Here is a 20902-nt window from a genome sequence, read left to right on the forward strand (position 1 = left end):
GAGTCATTATGCTAGACGTCATCAATGGGTTGGCGAATGGATGGGTTGCTTCACATGTGATTGCTAGCTTCGTCCAGCACGGAGTTTGGGAGGCGATGTCAGCCCGACCGATGACGCTTAAGAAGCTGGCATCACGCTACCGAGGCAATGCTGGGCATCTGCATGCGGGTCTGCGGCTCTTATATGAATTAGGTTGGGTGGAGTGGGTTGAAGCGGACCGATATGGAGTGGTTGCAGGTGCTTGCCTGGCACGGCAGTTGCCGAGCGATTTAGAGGAGTTGGCGCAACTACCGCTGGTGCAAGCGCTAGCGATTGAACAATCTGAGCAGTCCGAATACTTACTGCGCTGGCTAGATCGCTGTAACGCTAGTTGGCCCGGAGTCGAGCCAATGGTGGCGAGTCTCTTGGACGGCGCTTTGTTGACGCCATTGCTAGCGTATCTGCACACATTGGGCAGTGACGTATTGGCACAAACGCAGCCAAGCGACATATCAGTGGCTGCGTTACACGCGGTGCAAACCGTGTTCATTCAGCGTGGCTGGGGGCACATTGAGGCGGCAGGTTTTCAGTTAACGCCGAGTGGCCGGGCGTTGCTGGCGAATAGTGGTGCTTTGGGTACGGTGGTGTCCTACACACCGATGCTTCGTCATCTTGATGATTTATTGTTCGGCGAAGCTCAGGCCATCTTTGGCCAAGATGAGCAGGAACATGAATGGCATGTCGACCGTACGGTACATGCCATTGCCAGTGGCGTGCAACATCAAAGCCACTTTGCTGAGCTTGACACGCTCATTCTACGCATCTTCGATCACCCCCCTTTAGCTACGCAACCTCGTTACATCGTGGATATGGGATGCGGTGACGGGAGTTTACTGCTCAGAATCTACCAGCTTATCAAAATGCGTTCAGCGCGGGGGCGGGCATTGGCGGAGTATCCACTCACGCTGATCGGCGCAGACGACAACGCGTTATCACTCGAAGCGACAGGAAAAATGTTGGCTGGGTTACCACACTTACTGGTGCGGGGAAGTATCGGAGACCCGCAACAATTGATCGCTGATTTAGCCGCTGCGGGCATCGAAGATTCAGAAAACATTTTGCATGTGCGGGCGTTTTTAGACCATGAGCGCCCGTTGCTATCACTTGAGGATAAGAGGGCGGTTCAGCGACGAGAGGATTTGGAGTATACCGGTGTGTACGTAGCGTCTGATGGCAGTGAAATCAAACCTGCCCACGCAGTACAGGGATTGGTTGAGCATCTGCGCCGCTGGCGCCTGGCCATCTCCCGCTTTGGACTGCTCTCACTAGAGGCGCATTGTCTGCGGCCGAATACCGTTAAGTGCCTGGGGAATATGACAGACAGCGCTCATTTTGATGCTTTAAAAGCGTTTTCTGGTCAGCAACTGGTAGAGGCTTCGGTTTTTTTAATGGCGGCGGCTGAAGTTGGCCTCTTTCCTGAATCGGGCCTGTCGCGCACTTTTCCCCAGGGGCAGAACTTTACCCGCCTCTCTTTGCATCGTTTAATCCCCCAGCCTTATACGATTCGTCATCCAGTACGAGCCGATCTATCTCGCCTCAAGCACCTTAACCGGATGTGCGAGCCAAGCGCTATGCGTATCTCCACAGCGGAAATAAAGCGGCGAGTGTGTGATGTTCCGCAGCAGCAAATGGTGCTGGAGTTTGACGGAAAGATTGCGGCTGTGTTGTATACGCAGCGCATTGATTCTGTCGCAGCACTGCGCAGCATAGACTATGCCGAAGTCGGGCGCTTATGCCAAGCAGAAGGCCGCTATGTGCAGCTGTTAGGATTATTTGTTGCGCCCGAGATGCATGGACGAGGGTTCAGTGATGCGCTGCTTGACTTGATGCTGGTCTATGGCTCGCTGCTTGACGGTGTAGAGGCTATCGTGGGTGTCACACGTTGCGCTCATTATAGTCAGTATCAGGCGGAGTACAGCCTCGATCAGTATATTGAGTTACGCGACGAACAGGGCCAATTGATTGATCCGATGCTGCATTTCCATGCTTCGCATGGTGCAGTGATACGCGAAGTGCTACCGGGGTTTAGGCCGGGAGACACAGATAACGAAGGGGCTGGGGTTTTAATTGAATATCGCTTGCGCTCTGAGCAGAAGACGGTTGTTGAAACCGCAGGCCCACAAGCGGTATCGACTGATACTACGCTAGCTGTCAATCAGGTTGAGCCGATCGTGCGCAGCGCTGTGATAGAGGTATTGGGCAGTCAACGGGCCACAGCCTATGATCCCCAGGCACCGCTGATGGAGATGGGGCTCAGTTCACTGGAATTGCTTGAATTAAGAAGGCGGCTGAGTACTCGCATGGGAGAGTCGTTACCCTCGACGTTTTTCTTTAGCTATGGAACGCCTGAGGCGATCATTGGGTACTTTATGGCTCAGGTCGCGGTTCAGCCGGTAGCGCAGACAACCGTTCAATCAATGCCGCAAACATCCGCGACTCCAGAGCCGCAGGCAAGCATAGTCCCAGCACGTGCGACACATGCAGCGAGTGATGGCCCAGGGCGGGAGTCCAGCCGCCAGGATCAAGCCATCGCAATCATTGGGTTGGCTTGCCGCCTGCCGGATGGAGCGAACAACCCAGCCCAGCTTTGGCAAGAATTGCTGGAGGCGCGTGATGTGGTGAGTGCGTTGCCCGCCCACCGGCAGTTGCTGTGGGGGAGCCAAGCAGAGCCATGTCGTTGGCAGGCAGGCTTCCTGGCCGAGGTAGAGTGCTTCGATGCGGGTTTCTTTCGTATTTCGCCGCGTGAAGCGAAATTATTGGATCCACAGCAACGTTTGTTGTTAGAGGTCGCTTGGGAAGCACTGGAATCTGCGGCGATCGCGCCAGCCATGCTGCGTGGGACACGTAGTGGAGTCTTCGTAGGCATGATGGGCAGTGACTATGAATATGTGATTGCGCGCAATGGCAGCAAGGCGGACATCAACGCCCACTTTGCCACCGGTAATGCGTGTTCGGTGGCGGCAGGTCGGCTCTCGTATTTCTTTGATTGGCAGGGTCCGGCACTCAGTATTGATACCGCCTGCAGCTCATCGCTGGTAGCCGTGCACACGGCATGCCGTAGTCTGTTAGGTGGGGAGTGCACTCTGGCCTTGGCGGCTGGGGTCAATCTGTTACTCGATGACAAGCGGTTTCTGGCTTACGAACAGGCCGGCATGCTCTCCCCTCATGGGCGGTGCAGAACGTTCGATGCGTCAGCAGATGGGTATGTGCGAGGGGAAGGGTGTGCGGCGGTGGTTTTAAAGCGCTTATCAGATGCGCAGGCCGATGAGGACCCGATCATGGCAGTGATCCGGGGCAGCGCCATTAATCAGGATGGTAGCAGCAGTGGCTTAACTGCGCCGAACCAGTTAGCGCAACAGGCGGTGATTGAAGCCGCGCTAGCTCAGGCGGGATTAGCGCCGCACGAGATCGGTTACTTGGAGGCGCATGGTACGGGTACCAAACTAGGCGATCCGATCGAGGTCATGGCTGCTGCCCAAGTACTTGGGGCCGGGCGGTCAGCCGATCAGCCTCTTTTGATCGGCTCGCTCAAGAGTGTGATGGGCCATCTAGAAGCGGCGGCGGGGATTGCCGGACTGATCAAAACCGTACTATCGATGCAGCATGGAGTGATTCCAGCACAGTTGCATTTTGAGACACCGAACCCGTATATTCCTTGGCAGCGCCTGCCGGTGCAGGTCGTCGCGAAAACTCAGGCCTGGCCAGTTGGGCTAAAGCGGGCGGGCATTAATTCATTCGGTTTTAGCGGTACTAATGCGCATGTCATCGTTGAGGAGTACGTTGAGCTTCAGAGAGCGCCGACCGAGGTGAGTGGGCCCGTGGTGGTGGTGCTATCGACCAAAAATGAAGAGCGGCTGCGGGACCAGGTGCAGCAGTTGTTGTCGTACTTGGAACACCATGCTGAGACAAATCTAACCGACCTAGCGTATACGCTACAAGTGGGGCGTGAGGCGTTGGGCGTTCGGTTAGCGCTTGTGGTGAGGTCCATCAATGAGCTAAAGGAACGGTTGTTGGGCTATGCGCAAGGCAAGGCGTCTCAGGAAAATATATACCAGGGTGAGCTCAAGCGCAGCCAGGAAACGCTGGCGATGTTTCAAGTCGGCGAAGATCAGCAAAAAATCATCGCAGCATGGCTTGCCAAAGGCGAACTTGATAAGTTGGCGCAGTTGTGGGCACAAGGGCTAGAGGTAGAGTGGGGACACGTATACGGTGCAGTAAAACCAAAGCGCATCAGCCTGCCAACGTATCCCTTTGCCAAAGAACGATACTGGGTGCTGACGGCAGTACCGGATCCAGTGGTGGGCGACGAGCAGGTCGTGCCGGGGGCGGTGCAACTGGAGAGGACGCGCGCGGCGGCTAATAAGCCGGGAATTCGGCCCACTACAGAGGATGCGACGGGTAAGCCTAGTGGCATTTCATTGTGTACGCTTGGGACTGACCTGCGCAACGATGTGTCTGCGCCGGTAGAGAGCAATCAATACGTGCCAGCGATGAATCACAAAACAGGCAGAGACACAACTGATTCACCCGTGGAGCAAACAAGCAACAATTGCCCCGCGTCGCTAAAGACCCTGCAAGAAGAGCTGACCAAGACTCTCGCCGAAGTATTGTATTTGGAGTGCGCGGAGATTGATGCAGAGTATCCGTTTGTCGAGCTTGGCTTGGATTCGATCACGGGTGTGGAATGGGCGCAGTTAATCAACCAATCTTTTGGTTTGTCGCTACCGGTGACACGCCTGTATGACTATCCCACTATCCGGCGTTTGGCCGAGCACCTGTCGCCGATGGTCCTAAGCGTACCGGCTGAGCCATTGGCGAATCATGAAACATCGACTGACATAATGGATTCGCCCGTGCTAGAAACGAGCAGCAGTTGCCCTGCATCGTTAAAAATTTTGCAAGAAGAACTGACCAAGAGTCTTGCCGAAGTACTGTACTTGGAGTGCACGGAGATTGATACAGAGTATCCGTTTGTCGAACTTGGCTTGGATTCGATCACTGGCGTGGAATGGGCGCAGTCAATTAACCAATCTTTTGGCCTGTCGTTACCGGTGACACGGCTGTATGACTATCCCACCATCCGGCGTTTGGCCGAGCATCTGTCGCCGATGGTCCTAAGTGCACAGAGTGCAGCAGTGGCACATCACCCAATAGCAGGGAATGCAACAGATCGATCGACGCCGCTTAATCCTCTAGCGGGGCGCCGCTCAGGCAGTGCTAAAAACCCGTTACTTGGCGCCTCGATGCTGCCAGGCGAAACTCATATTCAACCAATACCGCAGCAGGAGGGCGTTGCCATCGTAGGGATGTCGGGAGCCTTTCCAAAATCAAAAAACCTAGAAGAGTTCTGGGATAACCTCGTGCAGGGTAGGGATTGTGTGTCGGAAGTTTCAGCGCAGCGGTGGTCGATTGAACAGTACTACGATCCGCGTCCGGCTACGCTGGGCCGAACGTATAGCAAGTGGATGGGGGCGTTGGAGGAGGCCGAGTGCTTCGATCCGTTGTTTTTCAATATTTCACCGGCTGAAGCACAATGGATGGATCCTCAGCAACGTCTGTTTCTGGAGCATAGCTGGAACTGTATCGAAGCCGCGGGCATCAATCCGCAAACTTTGTCAGATAGCCGCTGTGGCGTGTATGTGGGTTGCAGCGCTAGCAGCTATGGTCGAGTGGGCGATGGCAGCGAGTTGACCGCCCAGGGACTGCTGGGAAGTGCGTCGTCGATCTTGTCGGCCCGGATCGCGTATTTTCTGAACCTGAAGGGCCCTTGCTTGGCGATTGACACCGCTTGTTCGTCGTCGTTGGTGGCCATTGCTGAAGCGTGCGACAGCTTAATCTTCAGACAAAACGACTTAGTTCTTGCGGGTGGCGTATGTGTGTTGGCAGGACCGGATATGCACATCATGACCAGCAGCGCAGGCATGTTATCGAAAGTCGGACGTTGCTTCACTTTCGATGCGCGGGCGGATGGTTTTGTGCCGGCAGAGGGGGTGGGTGTCTTACTGCTTAAGCGCTTAACGGATGCAGTGCGCGATCAAGACCTGATCCACGGTGTACTGCGGGGTTGGGGGGTGAATCAGGACGGCCGCACGAATGGTATTACAGCGCCCAGTGTGAGCTCGCAGATAACCTTACAAAAACAGGTCTACGAACGCTTTGGGATCAATCCAGAGACGATCTCCCTGGTCGAAGCTCATGGCACGGGTACGGCATTAGGGGATCCGATCGAGGTAGAAGCTTTAACGGAATCGTTCCGTTCATATACTGCGAAGCAGGACTACTGCGCTTTAGGATCGGTCAAAAGCAATCTTGGCCATCTGCTTGCTGCCGCTGGCGTTGCGGGCGTGATCAAAGTGTTGCTGGCGTTGCGCCATCGCGTGCTGCCGCCGACGATTAATTTCTCTACGCTCAACGAGCGTATCGCAGTGGCTGGCAGTCCTTTTTACATCAACACTAATTTGAAGCCGTGGACGGTGGCGGGAGATCAACGGCGGCGCGCAGCGGTGAGTTCATTTGGCTTTAGCGGCACGAATGCCCATCTGGTGCTCGAAGACTATCCATCGTCGGTAGACATGCGCTGGGCGGAGAATCCTCAGCAGGTCTTAATCGTGTTGTCGGCAAAGACAGCGGAGCGGCTGCAAGCGTACGCCGCAAAAATGAAGATGTGGGCCGATGGGGAAACGGAGCTTGATCTTGCTGCTCTGGCTTACACCCTACAGACAGGGCGCGAGGCGATGGTTCATCGGCTGGCGTTGGTGGTGGAATCGCGCGCGCAGATGCTGGATGCGCTCGACAAATTTACCCGTGGTCAGGCGACGCCTGGATTGTTCACGGGGCAAGTGAAAAAGAGCGCCGAGCACGCGGCGCTCTTTGAAGATGATGAGGACGCCGACGTTCTTTTACGGGCATGGATACGAGCCAAGAAGTTGCGCAAGCTAGCGCAGTTGTGGGTGCAGGGACTGGCCGTGGAGTGGGGACAGTTATATGGTCAAACCAAGCCGCGGCGGATGAGCCTTCCGACCTATCCGTTTGCGAAGGAGCGGTACTGGGGGCAGACACGGGTGGTGTCAAATGGGTTAGAACGCCAATTACATCCGTTGCTGCACCGGAATACGTCAGATTTGAGCCAACAGCGTTTTAGTACGACGCTGACCGGCAAGGAATTTTTCCTGCACGACCACGTGGTGCAAGGTCAGCGTATTGTGCCTGGAGCTGCCCAATTGGAGTGGGCGCGCGCGGCGGTGGCGTTGGCGAGTCATGGCGAGGTAGGACAGACCGTGATGTTGCAGGAGGTGATGTGGCTACGCCCATTGGTGGTAGCCCAGCCACGGGAAGTCCATATCGGTTTAGAGAGCCAGGAAGACGGCCGGATTGGCTTTGAAATCTACAGCGATAGTGGGGATGAAGCCGTTGTGTATAGCCGGGGGTGGGCGCAATGGGTGGCGGTAGGTGAAGTACCGCAGGTGGATCTAGAGGAAGTGCGGGCAAACTGTGAGCGGACCGTGGCGGGGGAGGTGTGTTATGCACAGTTTGCGCAACAGGGGTTAGATTTTGGTCCGAGCTTCCAGGTTTTAAAAGAATTGTGGCTAGGCGATCAGGTTGCGGTAGGCGCCTTGCGCTTGACAGCAGATGCGCCAGCCGGTTATGTCTGGGCGCCAAATGTGTTGGATGGGGCGCTGCAGGCAAGCGTGGGGCTGGCGCAAAATAAGACTGATGCACCCTTGACGCTACCCTTCGCGGTAGCACAGGTGAGGCAATGGGGGGAGTTGCCGATGCCGGCGTGGGCAGTGGTACGGCCAGGAGTAGGCGACAGTGCGGCTGTGCGCAAGCTCGATATTGACATCGTTGATGCCAATGGGCGGGTAGCGCTACGTTTAAGTGGTTTCAGTACACGACCTATGCATGGCGCGATTCCTGTGCATGAGGCCATTAAGCAAGAGGTCGCAGCGCCTCAGACGGTCCTGTTAGCGCCGCAGTGGACGGCGCAAGCCCCTGTACAACAGGCGGTCGCACCGATCTATGAGAGGCACGGGATCTTATTGTGTGAAGTGGGCCAAGATCAGCCAGAGAGGATTGCTGAGCTTACTGCTGCGCTGCCTGCAGCACAGTGCGTGGGGTTAACCGGAAGCGGTACACTGGCGCAGCGCTATACGGCGTATGCGATGCAATTGTTGGCATGGCTACAGAAAGAGGGGGCAGCCCATCCGGATAAGGCGCTGTTGCTACAACTGGTTGTCCCCAGCGAAGGTGAAGGCTTGGTGCTGCAGGGGCTAGGTGGATTACTGCGGAGTGCGCAGCAAGAGTACCGGTTGTTGGTGTGCCAGGTGGTAGCGGTGGAGGCGGGGGCGTCGATGCCGGTCTTGGCGCAACGATTGCGAGCCGAGGCGGCATCCCCTTCTGCAATGGTGCGGTATGTTAATGGGCAACGAGAGATCTGGGACTTTGCACCATTGGACAACGAAGAGGTGACGCTACCCTGGCGTGACCAGGGTGTCTACTTAATCACCGGCGGCTTGGGTGGGCTGGGGCAAGTGTTCGCGCGGGCGATAGCGCAGCAGGTCCGCCATCCAGTGTTAGTGTTGACTGGGCGTGGCGCGTTAAAGCTGGCGCAGGAGCGTGTGCTGGAGGAATTACAGACGATGGGCGCGCGGGTTGCATATCGCGCCGTGGATGTGAGTGACGCCGTAGCTGTGGCCGCTTTAGTGGCAGAAATTACGGCGCAGTACGGGCAATTGAACGGCGTGATCCATAGCGCTGGGATATTGCACGACGGTTTGCTGGCACAGAAGACCAGCGCGACCCTACAGCAGGTGCTGGCGCCGAAGGTGATGGGCTTGATAGCGTTGGATCAGGCGACGCGAGAGGTGGCGTTGGACTGGTTGGTACTGTGCTCGTCAGTAGCGAGTGTGTGGGGCAACGTGGGGCAGACCGATTATGCGGCGGCGAATGGCTTCTTGGACAGCTATGCGCAGTACCGAACAAGCCTAGTGGCGCAGGGAAAGTGCCAAGGTCGCACCGTATCGGTGAGTTGGCCGTTGTGGGCCGAAGGCGGTATGCAGCTAGATCCGGCGGCCCAAGAGCGGCTGCGACGGGACACTGGGCTGGAAGCGATGCCGAGTGCTGCGGGCGTCACTGCGCTGTGTCAAGCGCTGGCACAGAGTGCCGCGCACGTGGTGGTGAGCTATGGTGCCGTGGCCCGCGTGCTGCATCAGTTGCAAGTGGCTTGCCAAGCGCGGCGACTGCCAACGGTGACGGGAAGTGCGGATAACCCAGTTGCAGTTGAGGAATTGCAGTCACAAATAGAGCATGGGTTGACAGGATTAATCTCGGCGCAACTCAAAATTGCGCGCGAAGAGTTGGAGCGCGATGCCGCGCTGAGCGAATTTGGCTTTGATTCGATCGCGCTGACGGAGTTCGGCAACGTATTGCACCAGAAATACGGTTTGGCCCTGAGTCCAACGATATTCTTCGAGTATGCGACGATTGCAGCGCTGGCGGGCTATCTGGCGCGGGAACACCAAGCGGTGCTGGCACCGGTGTTTACCGCAACAGTGGCGACGCCAATCCGTCCGCATGGCAGCGCTCTGTCTCAGCCGTTTGCATCCACCCGTAGGCATCGGCGAGGACGCCTTGCAGCGGCACCGCTCAGGAGTGAGGCGAGTGAGTACGGGCCGAGCCGGGTCGAGCCGATCGCGGTGATCGGTATGAGCGGATGTTTCCCGCAAGCTGAGGATATCGATGCCTTGTGGGCTAACCTACTGGCCGAGCGGAACAGCATCGGGTCATTGCCAGCCAACCGCTGGGGCCGTGGGTCAGCGCCGGCGATTTGCCATGCCGGTGTGATCGAAAATATAGACCAATTTGATCCGCTCTTTTTTGGTATTTCGCCGCGCGAAGCGCAAGCGATGGATCCACAGCAGCGACTGCTGATGCTGTCTGTGTACCGCGTGATTGAGGATGCCGGCTATTCAGTGCAGAGCCTGTCGGGCAGCGCTACGGCACTGCTGGTCGGGGCTGCCGCCGGTAGCGGTTATGGCAATTTGCTGGCGCACGCGGGCGAGACGGTGGCCGGCTATAGCGCGGTGGGACTGGTAGGATCAATGGGACCCAACCGGATGAGTTATTGGTTGAACTGGCATGGGCCGAGTGAACCGATCGAGACGGCTTGCTCAAGTTCGCTGGTCGCGGTGCATCGAGCGCTAGAACTACTACGCAGCGGGCAGTGCGCGCAGGCGGTGGTAGGCGGGGTGAATACCCTGTTGTCAATGGACATGCACGAGAGTTTTACCCAGGCGGGCATGTTGAGCCCGGATGGACGCTGCAAGACTTTCTCCGCGCAGGCTGATGGCTATGTGCGCGGGGAGGGGGTGGGCATGCTGTTTCTCAAACCGCTGTCGGCGGCCGAGCGCGATGGAGACCATATTTATGGTTTGCTGAAGGGCAGTGCCACGAACCATGGTGGGCGGGCCAATTCATTGACGTCGCCAAACCCACGAGCCCAGGCGGATCTGATCAAAGCCGCACTGCAACAAGCCGGGGTAGAACCTGGCACCATCAGCTATATTGAGGCGCATGGCACGGGTACCGCGTTAGGGGATCCGATCGAAGTGCAAGGGCTTAAGAGCGCCTTTGCAGAGCTGTCCTCAGAGCAACCCGAGCAGCGTTGCGGCTTAGGTTCGGTGAAGAGCAATATTGGGCACCTGGAACTGGCTTCGGGGATGGCGGGCCTGATTAAGGTTCTACTGCAGCTACAACACCGGACCTTAGTCAAAAGCTTGCATTGCGAAGAGCTGAATCCGTTGCTTGCGTTGGACGGCAGTCCGTTTTATGTGGTGCAGCAAACGCAAGCCTGGGAAGCCTTACGGGATCGGCAGGGACAGGAATTATCGCGGCGCGCCGGGGTCAGTTCGTTTGGCTTTGGTGGGGTCAATGCGCATGTCATCGTTGAGGAGTATGTGGCGCCACACAGGCCAGCGATGGTATTCAGTGGACCTGTGGTGGTGGTCCTATCGGCCAGAAACGAGGCGCAGCTAAGGCAGCAGGCGCAGCAGTTGCTGGCGTACCTGGAGCGCCAGGCTGAGGTGAATCTGGCCGACTTGGCGTATACGCTGCAGGTGGGGCGCGAGGCGCTGGGGGTCAGAGTGGCATGGGTGGTCAGCACGGTCGAAGTACTCAAAGAGCGGTTGTTACGTCATGCGCAAGGTAAGCCGACTGGCGCGGACACCTATCAAGGCGAGCTCAAGCACGAGCAGGGCATCTTGTCGGTGTTCCGGGTTGATGAGGAGTTGCAAGAAGCCATGGGTAAGTGGCTGGCCCGCCGCAAAATAGGTAAGCTGGCAGAGCTGTGGGTGCAGGGGCTGGTGGTGGCGTGGGAGCAGTTATACGGTCAAACAAAACCAAAGCGGATCAGTCTCCCAACCTATCCATTTGCTAAGGAGCGGTACTGGGCGCCGACGACGGCGCAGGATCAGGTGGTGCGAGGTGAGCCGGTCGTATCGGCGGGAGTGCAGTTGGCGGATAGGCCCGGAATTCTGCTTAGTGCAGAGAGTGTGACGGATAAGCCAAGCGGCATCGCGTTGCAAACGCTTGAGGTTGAGCTGCTCAACCAGGTGCTGTCCCCGCTTAGCAGCGCTCAGTGCACACGAGTAGCGAATGATGGCACAGCCGATGAGATAACACCTTTACCGGTGGCGGCTAGAGGATTAAGCGGTGTCAGCAGTAGTCGCTGCGCATCGCCACAAATCTTGGCGGCAGAACTGACCAGGAGTCTCGCTGAAGTATTGTATCTGGAGCACGCCGACATCGATGCAGATCATCCGTTTGCTGAACTTGGACTGGATTCGATCACCGGCGTGGAATGGGTCCAAGCGATCAATAAATCTTTTGGCCTATCATTGCCGGTGACACGCCTGTATGACTATCCTACCATCCAGTGCCTAGCGGAGCATCTGTCGTCGCTGGGCCTGAGCGTGCAGAGTGCGCCAGTGCATCAGCCAACAGTTGGCGATACAACAGATCGATCGACGCCTTTTAATCCTCTAGCGGAGAGCAACTCGGACAACGCTAAAAACCCGTTACTTGGAACATCGATACTGCCAGGCGAATCGCACGATGAGGTTCCAACTCAAACAGCGAGCGTGCTGGTGGCACCAGAGCACCATCATACCGTTGGTGCGGCCGTTGTTCAGCCAATACCGCAGCAAGAGGGTGTTGCCATCGTAGGAATGTCGGGAGCCTTTCCAAAATCAAAAAACCTAGAAGAATTTTGGGATAACCTCGTGCAGGGTAGGGATTGCGTGTCGGAAGTGCCTGCGCAGCGCTGGCCGATCGAGGAGTACTATGATCCGCGCCCGGCTATCCCAGGTCGGACGTACAGCAAATGGATGGGGGTCTTGGAGGAAGCAGAGTGCTTCGATCCGTTATTTTTTAACATTTCACCGGCCGAAGCACAGTGGATGGATCCTCAGCAACGCCTGTTTTTGGAACATAGCTGGAATTGTATCGAGGCCGCAGGCATCAATCCCCAAACTTTGTCAAATAGCCGCTGTGGTGTGTATGTGGGTTGTGGCGCTAGCGATTATGGTCGAGTGGGTGATGGCAGTGAACTTACCGCCCAGGGCTTGCTGGGGAGTGCGTCGTCGATTTTGTCGGCCCGAATCGCCTATTTTCTGAATTTGAAGGGTCCTTGCCTGGCGATTGACACCGCTTGTTCATCGTCGTTGGTGGCCATCGCTGAGGCATGCGACAGCTTAATGCTCAGACAAAGTGACTTAGTTCTCGCCGGCGGTGTATGTGTATTGGCGGGGCCGGATATGCACATCATGACCAGCAGCGCAGGCATGCTATCCAAAGTCGGACGCTGTTTCACTTTCGATGCGCGGGCGGATGGTTTTGTGCCAGGAGAAGGGGTTGGTGTCCTGCTGCTGAAGCGTTTAACGGATGCGGTGCGCGATCAAGATCTAATCCACGGTGTGTTGCGAGGTTGGGGGGTGAATCAGGACGGCCGCACGAATGGTATTACGGCGCCCAGCGTGAGTTCGCAGATAACCTTACAAAAGCAGGTCTATGAACGCTTTGGGATCAACCCGGAGACGATCTCTCTGATAGAAGCTCATGGTACGGGTACTGCATTAGGGGACCCGATCGAGGTGGAGGCTTTAACGGAGTCGTTCCGTCCATATACCGCGAAGCAGGGCTACTGCGCTTTAGGATCGGTCAAAAGCAATATTGGCCATCTGCTAACCGCCGCCGGTGTTTCGGGCGTGATCAAAGTGTTGCTGGCGTTGCGCCATCGTATGCTGCCGCCGACGATCAATTTCTCCACGCTCAACGAGCGTATCGCAGTAGATGGCAGCCCTTTCTACATCAATACTGCCTCGACGCCGTGGCCGGCGGATGAGGGGCAACGGCGGCGCGCAGCGGTGAGTTCATTTGGTTTTAGCGGCACGAATGCCCATCTGGTGCTCGAAGACTATCCATCGTCGGTAGACATGCGCTGGGCGGAGAATCCTCAGCAGGTCTTAATCGTGTTGTCGGCAAAGACCGCGGAACGGCTGCAAGCGTACGCCGCAAAAATGAAGGCGTGGGCCGAAGGGGAAACAGAGCTTGATCTTGCCGCTCTAGCTTATACCCTGCAGACTGGACGTGAGGCGATGATTCACCGGCTAGCGTTGGTGACGGAATCGCGGGCGCAGATGTTAGATGCACTCGACAAATTCACTCGTGGTCAATCGGCGCCTGGACTTTTCACAGGGCAGGTCAAAAAAAGTGCCGAGCACGCGGCACTCTTTGAGGATGATGAGGATGACAAGGCGCTGTTGCAGACGTGGATGCGTGCCAAGAAGTTGCGTAAGTTAGCCCAACTGTGGGTGCAGGGACAGAGTTTTGATTGGACCAATTTGTACCCGCAGAGCAAGCCGGTTCGTCTGAGCCTGCCAACCTATCCTTTCGCCAAAGAGCGGTACTGGGTGCCGGCGATGAGGGCGCAAAGGGGGGTAGAACATCAGTTGCATCCACTGGTGCACCGTAACACGTCGGGTTTTGGTGAGCAGCGCTTTAGTACGACGCTCACGGGTGAAGAATTCTTCCTCCGCGATCACGTGGTACGAGGTGAGCGGCTCGTGCCTGGGGCAGCACAACTGGAGTGGGCGCGTGCGGCGGTGGCATTGACCAATGGCGGTGAGAGCACGGCGGGGCTATCGGTTCTCTTGCAGGAGGTGACCTGGCTGCGCCCGCTCGTGGTCACCCAGCCGCAGGAAGTGCATATTGGACTGGAGAGGCAGGAAGATGGCTGTATCGGCTTTGAGATCTACAGCGGTAGCGGGGACGGTGCGGTCGTGTATAGCCAGGGTTGGGCTCGACTAGCCGAAATGGGCGAAGCGCCGCAGGTGGATCTGGAGGCCGTGCTAGCACAATGTGAGCAGACCTTGACGGGCGAGGCCTGTTATCTGCGGTTCGCCCAATTAGGGTTAGGTTACGGTCCGAGCTTCCAGGTTCTGCACGAATTGCGGGTCGGCCATCACCTCGCGGTGGGTACTTTACGTTTGGCCGCAGAGATGCCAGTCAGCTATGCGTGGCTGCCGAATCTGTTAGATGGGGCGCTGCAGGCAAGTGTGGGGCTGACGCTAGACAAGACCGATGGATCCTTGGCGTTGCCATTCGCCGTGGCGCGGGTGCAGCAATGGGGGGAACTGATCACGCCGGCGTGGGCGGTGGTGCAGCCAGGAACAGGCGACAGCGCGGCAAGCCGCAAGTTCGATGTTGACATCGTCGATGCGCATGGACGGGTGGCATTACGTTTAAGTGGTTTCAGTGCACGCACTTTGCATGAGGCAGCTGAGCATATAGTGACTGTACCTCAGACTGTTCTGCGGGCGCCGCACTGGGTCGCACAAACCATCGCGCAACCAGTAGTAGCAGTGCCGGCCTATGGGGTGCAAGGAATTTTATTGTGTGAGGTAGGCAAAGAGGATCCAAAGCGAATCGCTGAACTTGCTGCTGCGCTGCCTACAGCGCAGTGCGTGGGGTTAACCGGAAACGGCGCACTGGCGCAGCGCTATACAGGCTACACGACGCAACTGCTCGAATGGGTGCAGAAAGAGGTTGCAGCCCATCCGGGCCAGGCGTTGTTATTGCAACTGGTCGTCCCCAACGAAGGCGAAGGCGCAGTGCTGCAGGGGCTAGGTGGATTACTGCGGAGTGCGCAGCAAGAATGCCGGTTGTTGGCGTGCCAGGTGGTGGCGGTGGAGGCTGGCATATCGATGCCAATATTGGCGCAACGATTGCGAGCCGAGGCGGCATCCCCCTCGCCAATGGTGCGGTATGTTAATGGGCAACGAGAGGTCTGGGACTTTGCGCCATTGGATAACGAAGAGACGACGCTACCCTGGCGTGACCAGGGTGTCTACTTAATCACAGGTGGCTTGGGTGGGCTGGGGCAAGTGTTTGCGCGGGCGATAGCGCAGCAGGTCCGCCATCCGGTGCTGGTGCTGACCGGGCGTGGCGCGTTAAAGCCGGCGCAAGAGCCTGTCCTGCAGGCGCTGCGGACGATGGGCGCGCGCGTTGCATATCGCGCCGCGGATGTAAGCGATGCCGCGGCTGTGGAGGCCTTAGTGCTAGAAATCGTGGCGCAGTACGGGCAATTGAACGGCGTGATCCATAGTGCTGGGGTATTGCACGACGGTTTGCTGGCACAGAAAACCAGCGCGACCCTACAGCAGGTGCTCGCGCCAAAAGTGATGGGCTTGATAGCGTTGGATGAGGCGACGCGAGAGGTGGCGCTGGACTGGCTGATGCTGTGCTCGTCGGCGGCTAGCGTGTGGGGTAATCTGGGACAAACCGATTACGCCGCGGCGAATGGCTTCTTGGACAGCTATGCGCAGTACCGAACAAGCCTAGTGGCGCAGGGAAAGCGCCAAGGTCGCACCGTATCGGTGAGTTGGCCGCTATGGGCCGAGGGCGGTATGCAGCTAGATCCGGCGACCCAAGAGCGGCTGCGGCGGGACACTGGGCTGGAAGCGATGCCGAGCGCTGCGGGCGTCACGGCGCTGTGTCAAGCGCTGGCACAGAGTGCCGCGCACGTGGTGGTGGGCTATGGTGTCGTGGCCCGCGTGCTGCATTACCTGCAAGTGGCTTGCCAAGCGCGGCTACTATCGCCGGTGACGACTGGGGAGCTGGCTGCTGATGGCCCAGCCGCAGTTGACGAATTGCAGTCGCAAATAGAGCATGGGTTGACAGGATTGATCTCGGCGCAACTCAAAATTGCGCGTGAGGAACTGGAGCGCGATACATCGCTGAGTGAATTTGGGTTTGATTCGATCACGCTAACGGAGTTCGGCAACGCATTGCACCAGAAGTACGGCTTAACCCTGAGTCCCACGATATTTTTCGAGTATTCGACGATTGCAGCGCTGGCGGGCTATCTGGCGCGGGAACACCAAGCGCTGCTGGCGCCGGCGTTTGCGGCAACGGTGACGATGCCAATCAGTCCAGAGAGCGGCGCTCTTTCTGCAACGCTCGCTCCTGCTCCTCGGCGCCGGCGGGGATACGTTGCAATGGCAACGCTGAAGGACGATGTGCATAGGAGCGAGACGATTAAGGCCGAGCCAATCGCGGTGATCGGCATGAGTGGTTGTTTCCCGCAAGCTGAGAATATCGATGCTTTTTGGGCCAACCTACTGGCAGAGCGGGACAGCATCGGGTCATTGCCAGCCAACCGCGGGCACCGTGGGTCAGCGCCGGCGATTTGCCATGCCGGCATGATCGAAAGCATAGACGAATTTGATCCGCTCTTTTTTGGTATTTCGCCGCGCGAAGCGCAAGCGATGGATCCGCAGCAGCGACTGCTGATGCTGTCTGTGTACCGAGTGATTGAGGATGCCGGCTACTCGGTACAAAGCTTGTCGGGCAGCGCTACGGCACTGCTGGTGGGGACGGCTGGGACCGGTTATGGGCAGTTGCTAGCGCAGGCGGGTGAGACAGTCGCAGGATACAGTGCGGCGGGAGTCGTGGGCTCGATGGGTCCGAACCGGATGAGCTATTGGTTAAATTGGCATGGGCCGAGTGAACCGGTCGAGACGGCGTGCTCGAGTTCGCTGGTCGCGGTGCACCGGGCACTGGAACTATTGCGCAGCGGCCAGTGTGTGCAAGCGGTGGTGGGCGGGGTCAACACGCTGCTGTCGCTGGAGACGCACGAGAGTTTTAACCAGGCAGGCATGCTCAGCCCGGATGGGCGCTGCAAGACTTTTTCCGCGCAGGCCAATGGCTATGTGCGCGGGGAGGGGGTGGGTATGCTGTTCCTCAAACCGCTGTCGGCGGCTGAACGAGATGGGGACCATATCTACGGTCTGCTTAAGGGCAGTGCGACTAACCATGGTGGTCGGGCCAATTCACTGACGGCACCGAACCCGCGAGCGCAAGCTGATCTGATCAAGACTGCACTGCAACAAGCGGGAGTGGCGCCGGAGACAATCGGCTATATCGAGGCGCACGGTACAGGCACTGACTTAGGCGATCCGATCGAGGTCCAGGGACTCAAGAGCGCATTTGCCGAGCTGGCCCCAGAACTGTTGTCAGTACAGAGTTGTGGCTTGGGCTCAGTGAAGAGCAATATCGGGCACCTAGAACTGGCCGCAGGGGTGGCAGGGCTGATCAAGGTACTGTTGCAAATGCAGCATCGGACCTTAGTCAAAAGCTTGCATTGCGAAGAACTCAATCCGCTGTTGGCTTTGCACGGTAGCCCGTTCTATGTGGTGCAGCAAACGCAAGCCTGGGAAGCCTTACGAGATCGGCAAGGGCAGGAACTGCCACGGCGCGCTGGCGTCAGTTCGTTTGGCTTTGGTGGGGTTAATGCGCATGTCATCGTTGAGGAGTATGTGGCGCCACAGAGGGTGGCGACGGTATTCAGTGGACCTGTGGTGGTGGCCCTATCGGCCAGAAACGGGGAACAGCTACGGCAGCAGGTGCAGCAGTTGCTCGCGTACTTGGAGCGCCAGACGGAGGTGAATCTGGCCGACTTGGCGTATACGCTGCAGGTGGGGCGCGAGGCACTGGGGGTGAGGTTGGCGTGGGTCGTCAGCACGGTCGAGGTACTGAAAGAACGATTGTTACGTTACCTGCGAGGCGAAGCGGTTCAGGAAGATACCTACGAAGGCGAGCTCAAGCACGAGCAGCGCATCTTGTCGGTGTTCCGGGCTGATGAGGAGTTGCAGGAAGCCATCGGCAAGTGGATAGTACGCCGCAAAATAGGTAAGTTAGCAGAATTGTGGGTGCAGGGGTTGGTGGTGGAGTGGGGGCAGTTATACGGTCCAACAAAACCGCAGCGGATCAGTCTCCCAACCTATCCGTTTGCTAAGGAGCGGTACTGGGTGCCACAGAAGGTGATGCTGTCCAACGCAAGCGAGCAACATGTGCTGGCTGAGACAGCAACTCTGAACCCTGGCCCAAGTGCGGCGGGTGAGTTGCAGTCACAGAGAGAGCATGCGTTGACGGAGCTGATTTCGGCGCAACTAAAAATTGCGCGCAAGGAATTGGAGCGAGATACGCCGCTCAGTGCATTTGGTTTTGACTCGATTACGCTGACGGAGTTCAGTCGTGTATTGAACCAAAAATATGGCGTGTCGATGACGCCAGCCATGTTTCTCAAATACACGACGGTTGCAAAGTTAGCTGGCTATTTAGCGCGGACACAACCAGCGGGGCTCGTGCCTACGTTTGAGGTAACGGCTGCAATGCCTACCGATGCTGGCACAGTTTCACCGTCCTACCCCCCGTATCAAGAAGGGAGCCATACAGTGACAATGCCGGGAAGCCATCCCACCGAGCTTGAACCCATCGCGGTGATCGGGATGAGCGGATGTTTCCCGCAAGCAAATACTCTGCAAGAATATTGGGACAATTTAGTCACCGGACGGGATTGTATTACTGAAATTCCGGCAGATCGCTGGTCGCTGGATGGCTTCTATATTGAAGACAAGCAAACGGCACTGGACCGAGGGTGCAGCTATACCAAGTGGGGTGGGTTTATTGCAGAACTCAGCACGGTCTTTAATGCCGAGTTTTTCACGACGGCATTCGAGACGCACTCTATTTGTACTGATTGGACGGATGAGCAAAAACTGTTTGTGCAGATGGTCTGGACTCTACTTGAGTCGGCCGGCTACACCAGCGCTGAATTGAACAAAGTGTGCCAATCTCGGGTAGGTGTTTATGCCGGTATGATGTCTCGTCCAATGGATCTAACTGAAGCCAATAAGCTTAAAATGATGGCGGCTCATACCATGGGTGGGTTGTCGGGCATGGTCTCGCATTTATTCAAATTTTACGGACCGAGTCTGGTCATCGACACCTACAGCGCTTCTTCCATGACAGCGCTGCACATGGCTTGCACCAGCTTGGCACATGGCGAATGTGAGGCGGCGATTGCGGGTGGCATTATGCTGATGTATCCAGAGTTGTATCAGTATTCTTGCCAGCTTGGTATCTTGGGTAGCCATCCTGGCAGTCGAAGTTTTGCGGCGAACAGCGATGGGCCTTTATTCTGTGATGGCGCTGGGGTTGTGTTGCTAAAACGCTTATCTAAAGCAATTCAAGATAAAGACACTATTTTGGGCGTGATCAAATCAACGGTCGCCAATAATGTCGGCAATATTGGCCTGTCAAGTATGCCAACCCCCGATGTCATCGCGAATTCAATTAAAGAAAATATCGTTAAATCAGGGGTTGATCCGCGGACCATCAGCTATGTCGAGACATTTGCACCAGGATTCGCGATCGCGGATGCGCTTGAAGTGTTTGCCACTGAACAAGCTTTTCGTGAATTTACTCAGGATCGGCAGTTTTGTGCGTTAGGGTCATTGAAGCCCAGCATTGGCCATGCCACGGCAGCCTCAGGCATTTCGCAGCTGATTAAAGTACTGCTGCAAATGCAGCATAAACAATTGGCGCCGACTCTTCAGCTTAGTCCCTTGCGTTCTGATTTAGAGTTGGAGCATTCCCCATTCTATCTACAGCAAGAGGCGCAAGCATGGGAGCGTCCTTGTATTCAAGTCAATGGAGCGGAACAAGAGATACCCCGCCGCGCGATGATCAATTCGATGGGCTATGGTGATTTTTATGCCGGTGTGATTCTCGAAGAATACTGTCGTGAGGGAACCTCAGACCTTCGAGAAGCGCCGCAAATTGAGTGCCCTGCTAGCGAGCAGCTGATTGTTTTATCAGCCAAGACGGCCGAGCATTTAAAAGCCATGATCGAACAGCTAGGGCAATTTGTCCGGAGTCAAGCGCAATTTTCGTTACAGGACATGGCCTATACGCTGCAGTTAGGGCGTCAAGCGATGCCGTTGCGCTGGGCTGTGGTAGTGCAAGATCGAGCTAGCTTACTTAGTGCTTTAACCTTTGCCTCAAAACAGCAAGAGGTGACCTCGTCAGTTACGCCAGGCAGAACGATTTTTGCCGGCACGATCGATCAATCAGCTAAAAGTGGCGGGGCGCGACGAGATATGCAGGCTCAAACGCCAATGCTGCAGTACTATTTGGCAAAAAAAGATTTCGCGCAGATTGCTGCCTGCTGGGTGAAGGGAGAAAGCATCGCTTGGGAGCTATTGCATGAAGGGCAATTGCCACGACGCATTGAGTTGCCGACCTATCCCTTTTTGTTGGAAATGCAAGTACACTACCCAAAAAATAAGCAATGTCTAACCGCGACTGGAGACACACTTAAAGAAGCGGATGACGCAGGCTGCCCATCAAGCGCTGCGCAGTTGGCCGATGATCATGCAAAGTTTTCTGATGTCAGCTGAACTCACTAAGCGTAAAGGCCGGGCCAATGTTTAAAAGATAATTGGAGCGCTACTGCCGGTAGTGA

At 56.7% G+C, this 20902-nt stretch carries 1 protein-coding gene; it reads left to right on the forward strand.

What is annotated here, in order from left to right:
* Positions 1-8: 8 nt before the first annotated feature.
* Positions 9-20837, forward strand: a complete 20829-nt coding sequence (locus KMZ15_RS04120) for an SDR family NAD(P)-dependent oxidoreductase (RefSeq protein ID WP_223694476.1) — start codon at positions 9-11, stop codon at positions 20835-20837.
* Positions 20838-20902: the final 65 nt, after the last annotated feature.

Origin of the sequence: Mycoavidus sp. HKI (assembly GCF_020023735.2) — a bacterium.
Taxonomy (GTDB): Bacteria; Pseudomonadota; Gammaproteobacteria; order Burkholderiales; family Burkholderiaceae; genus Mycoavidus.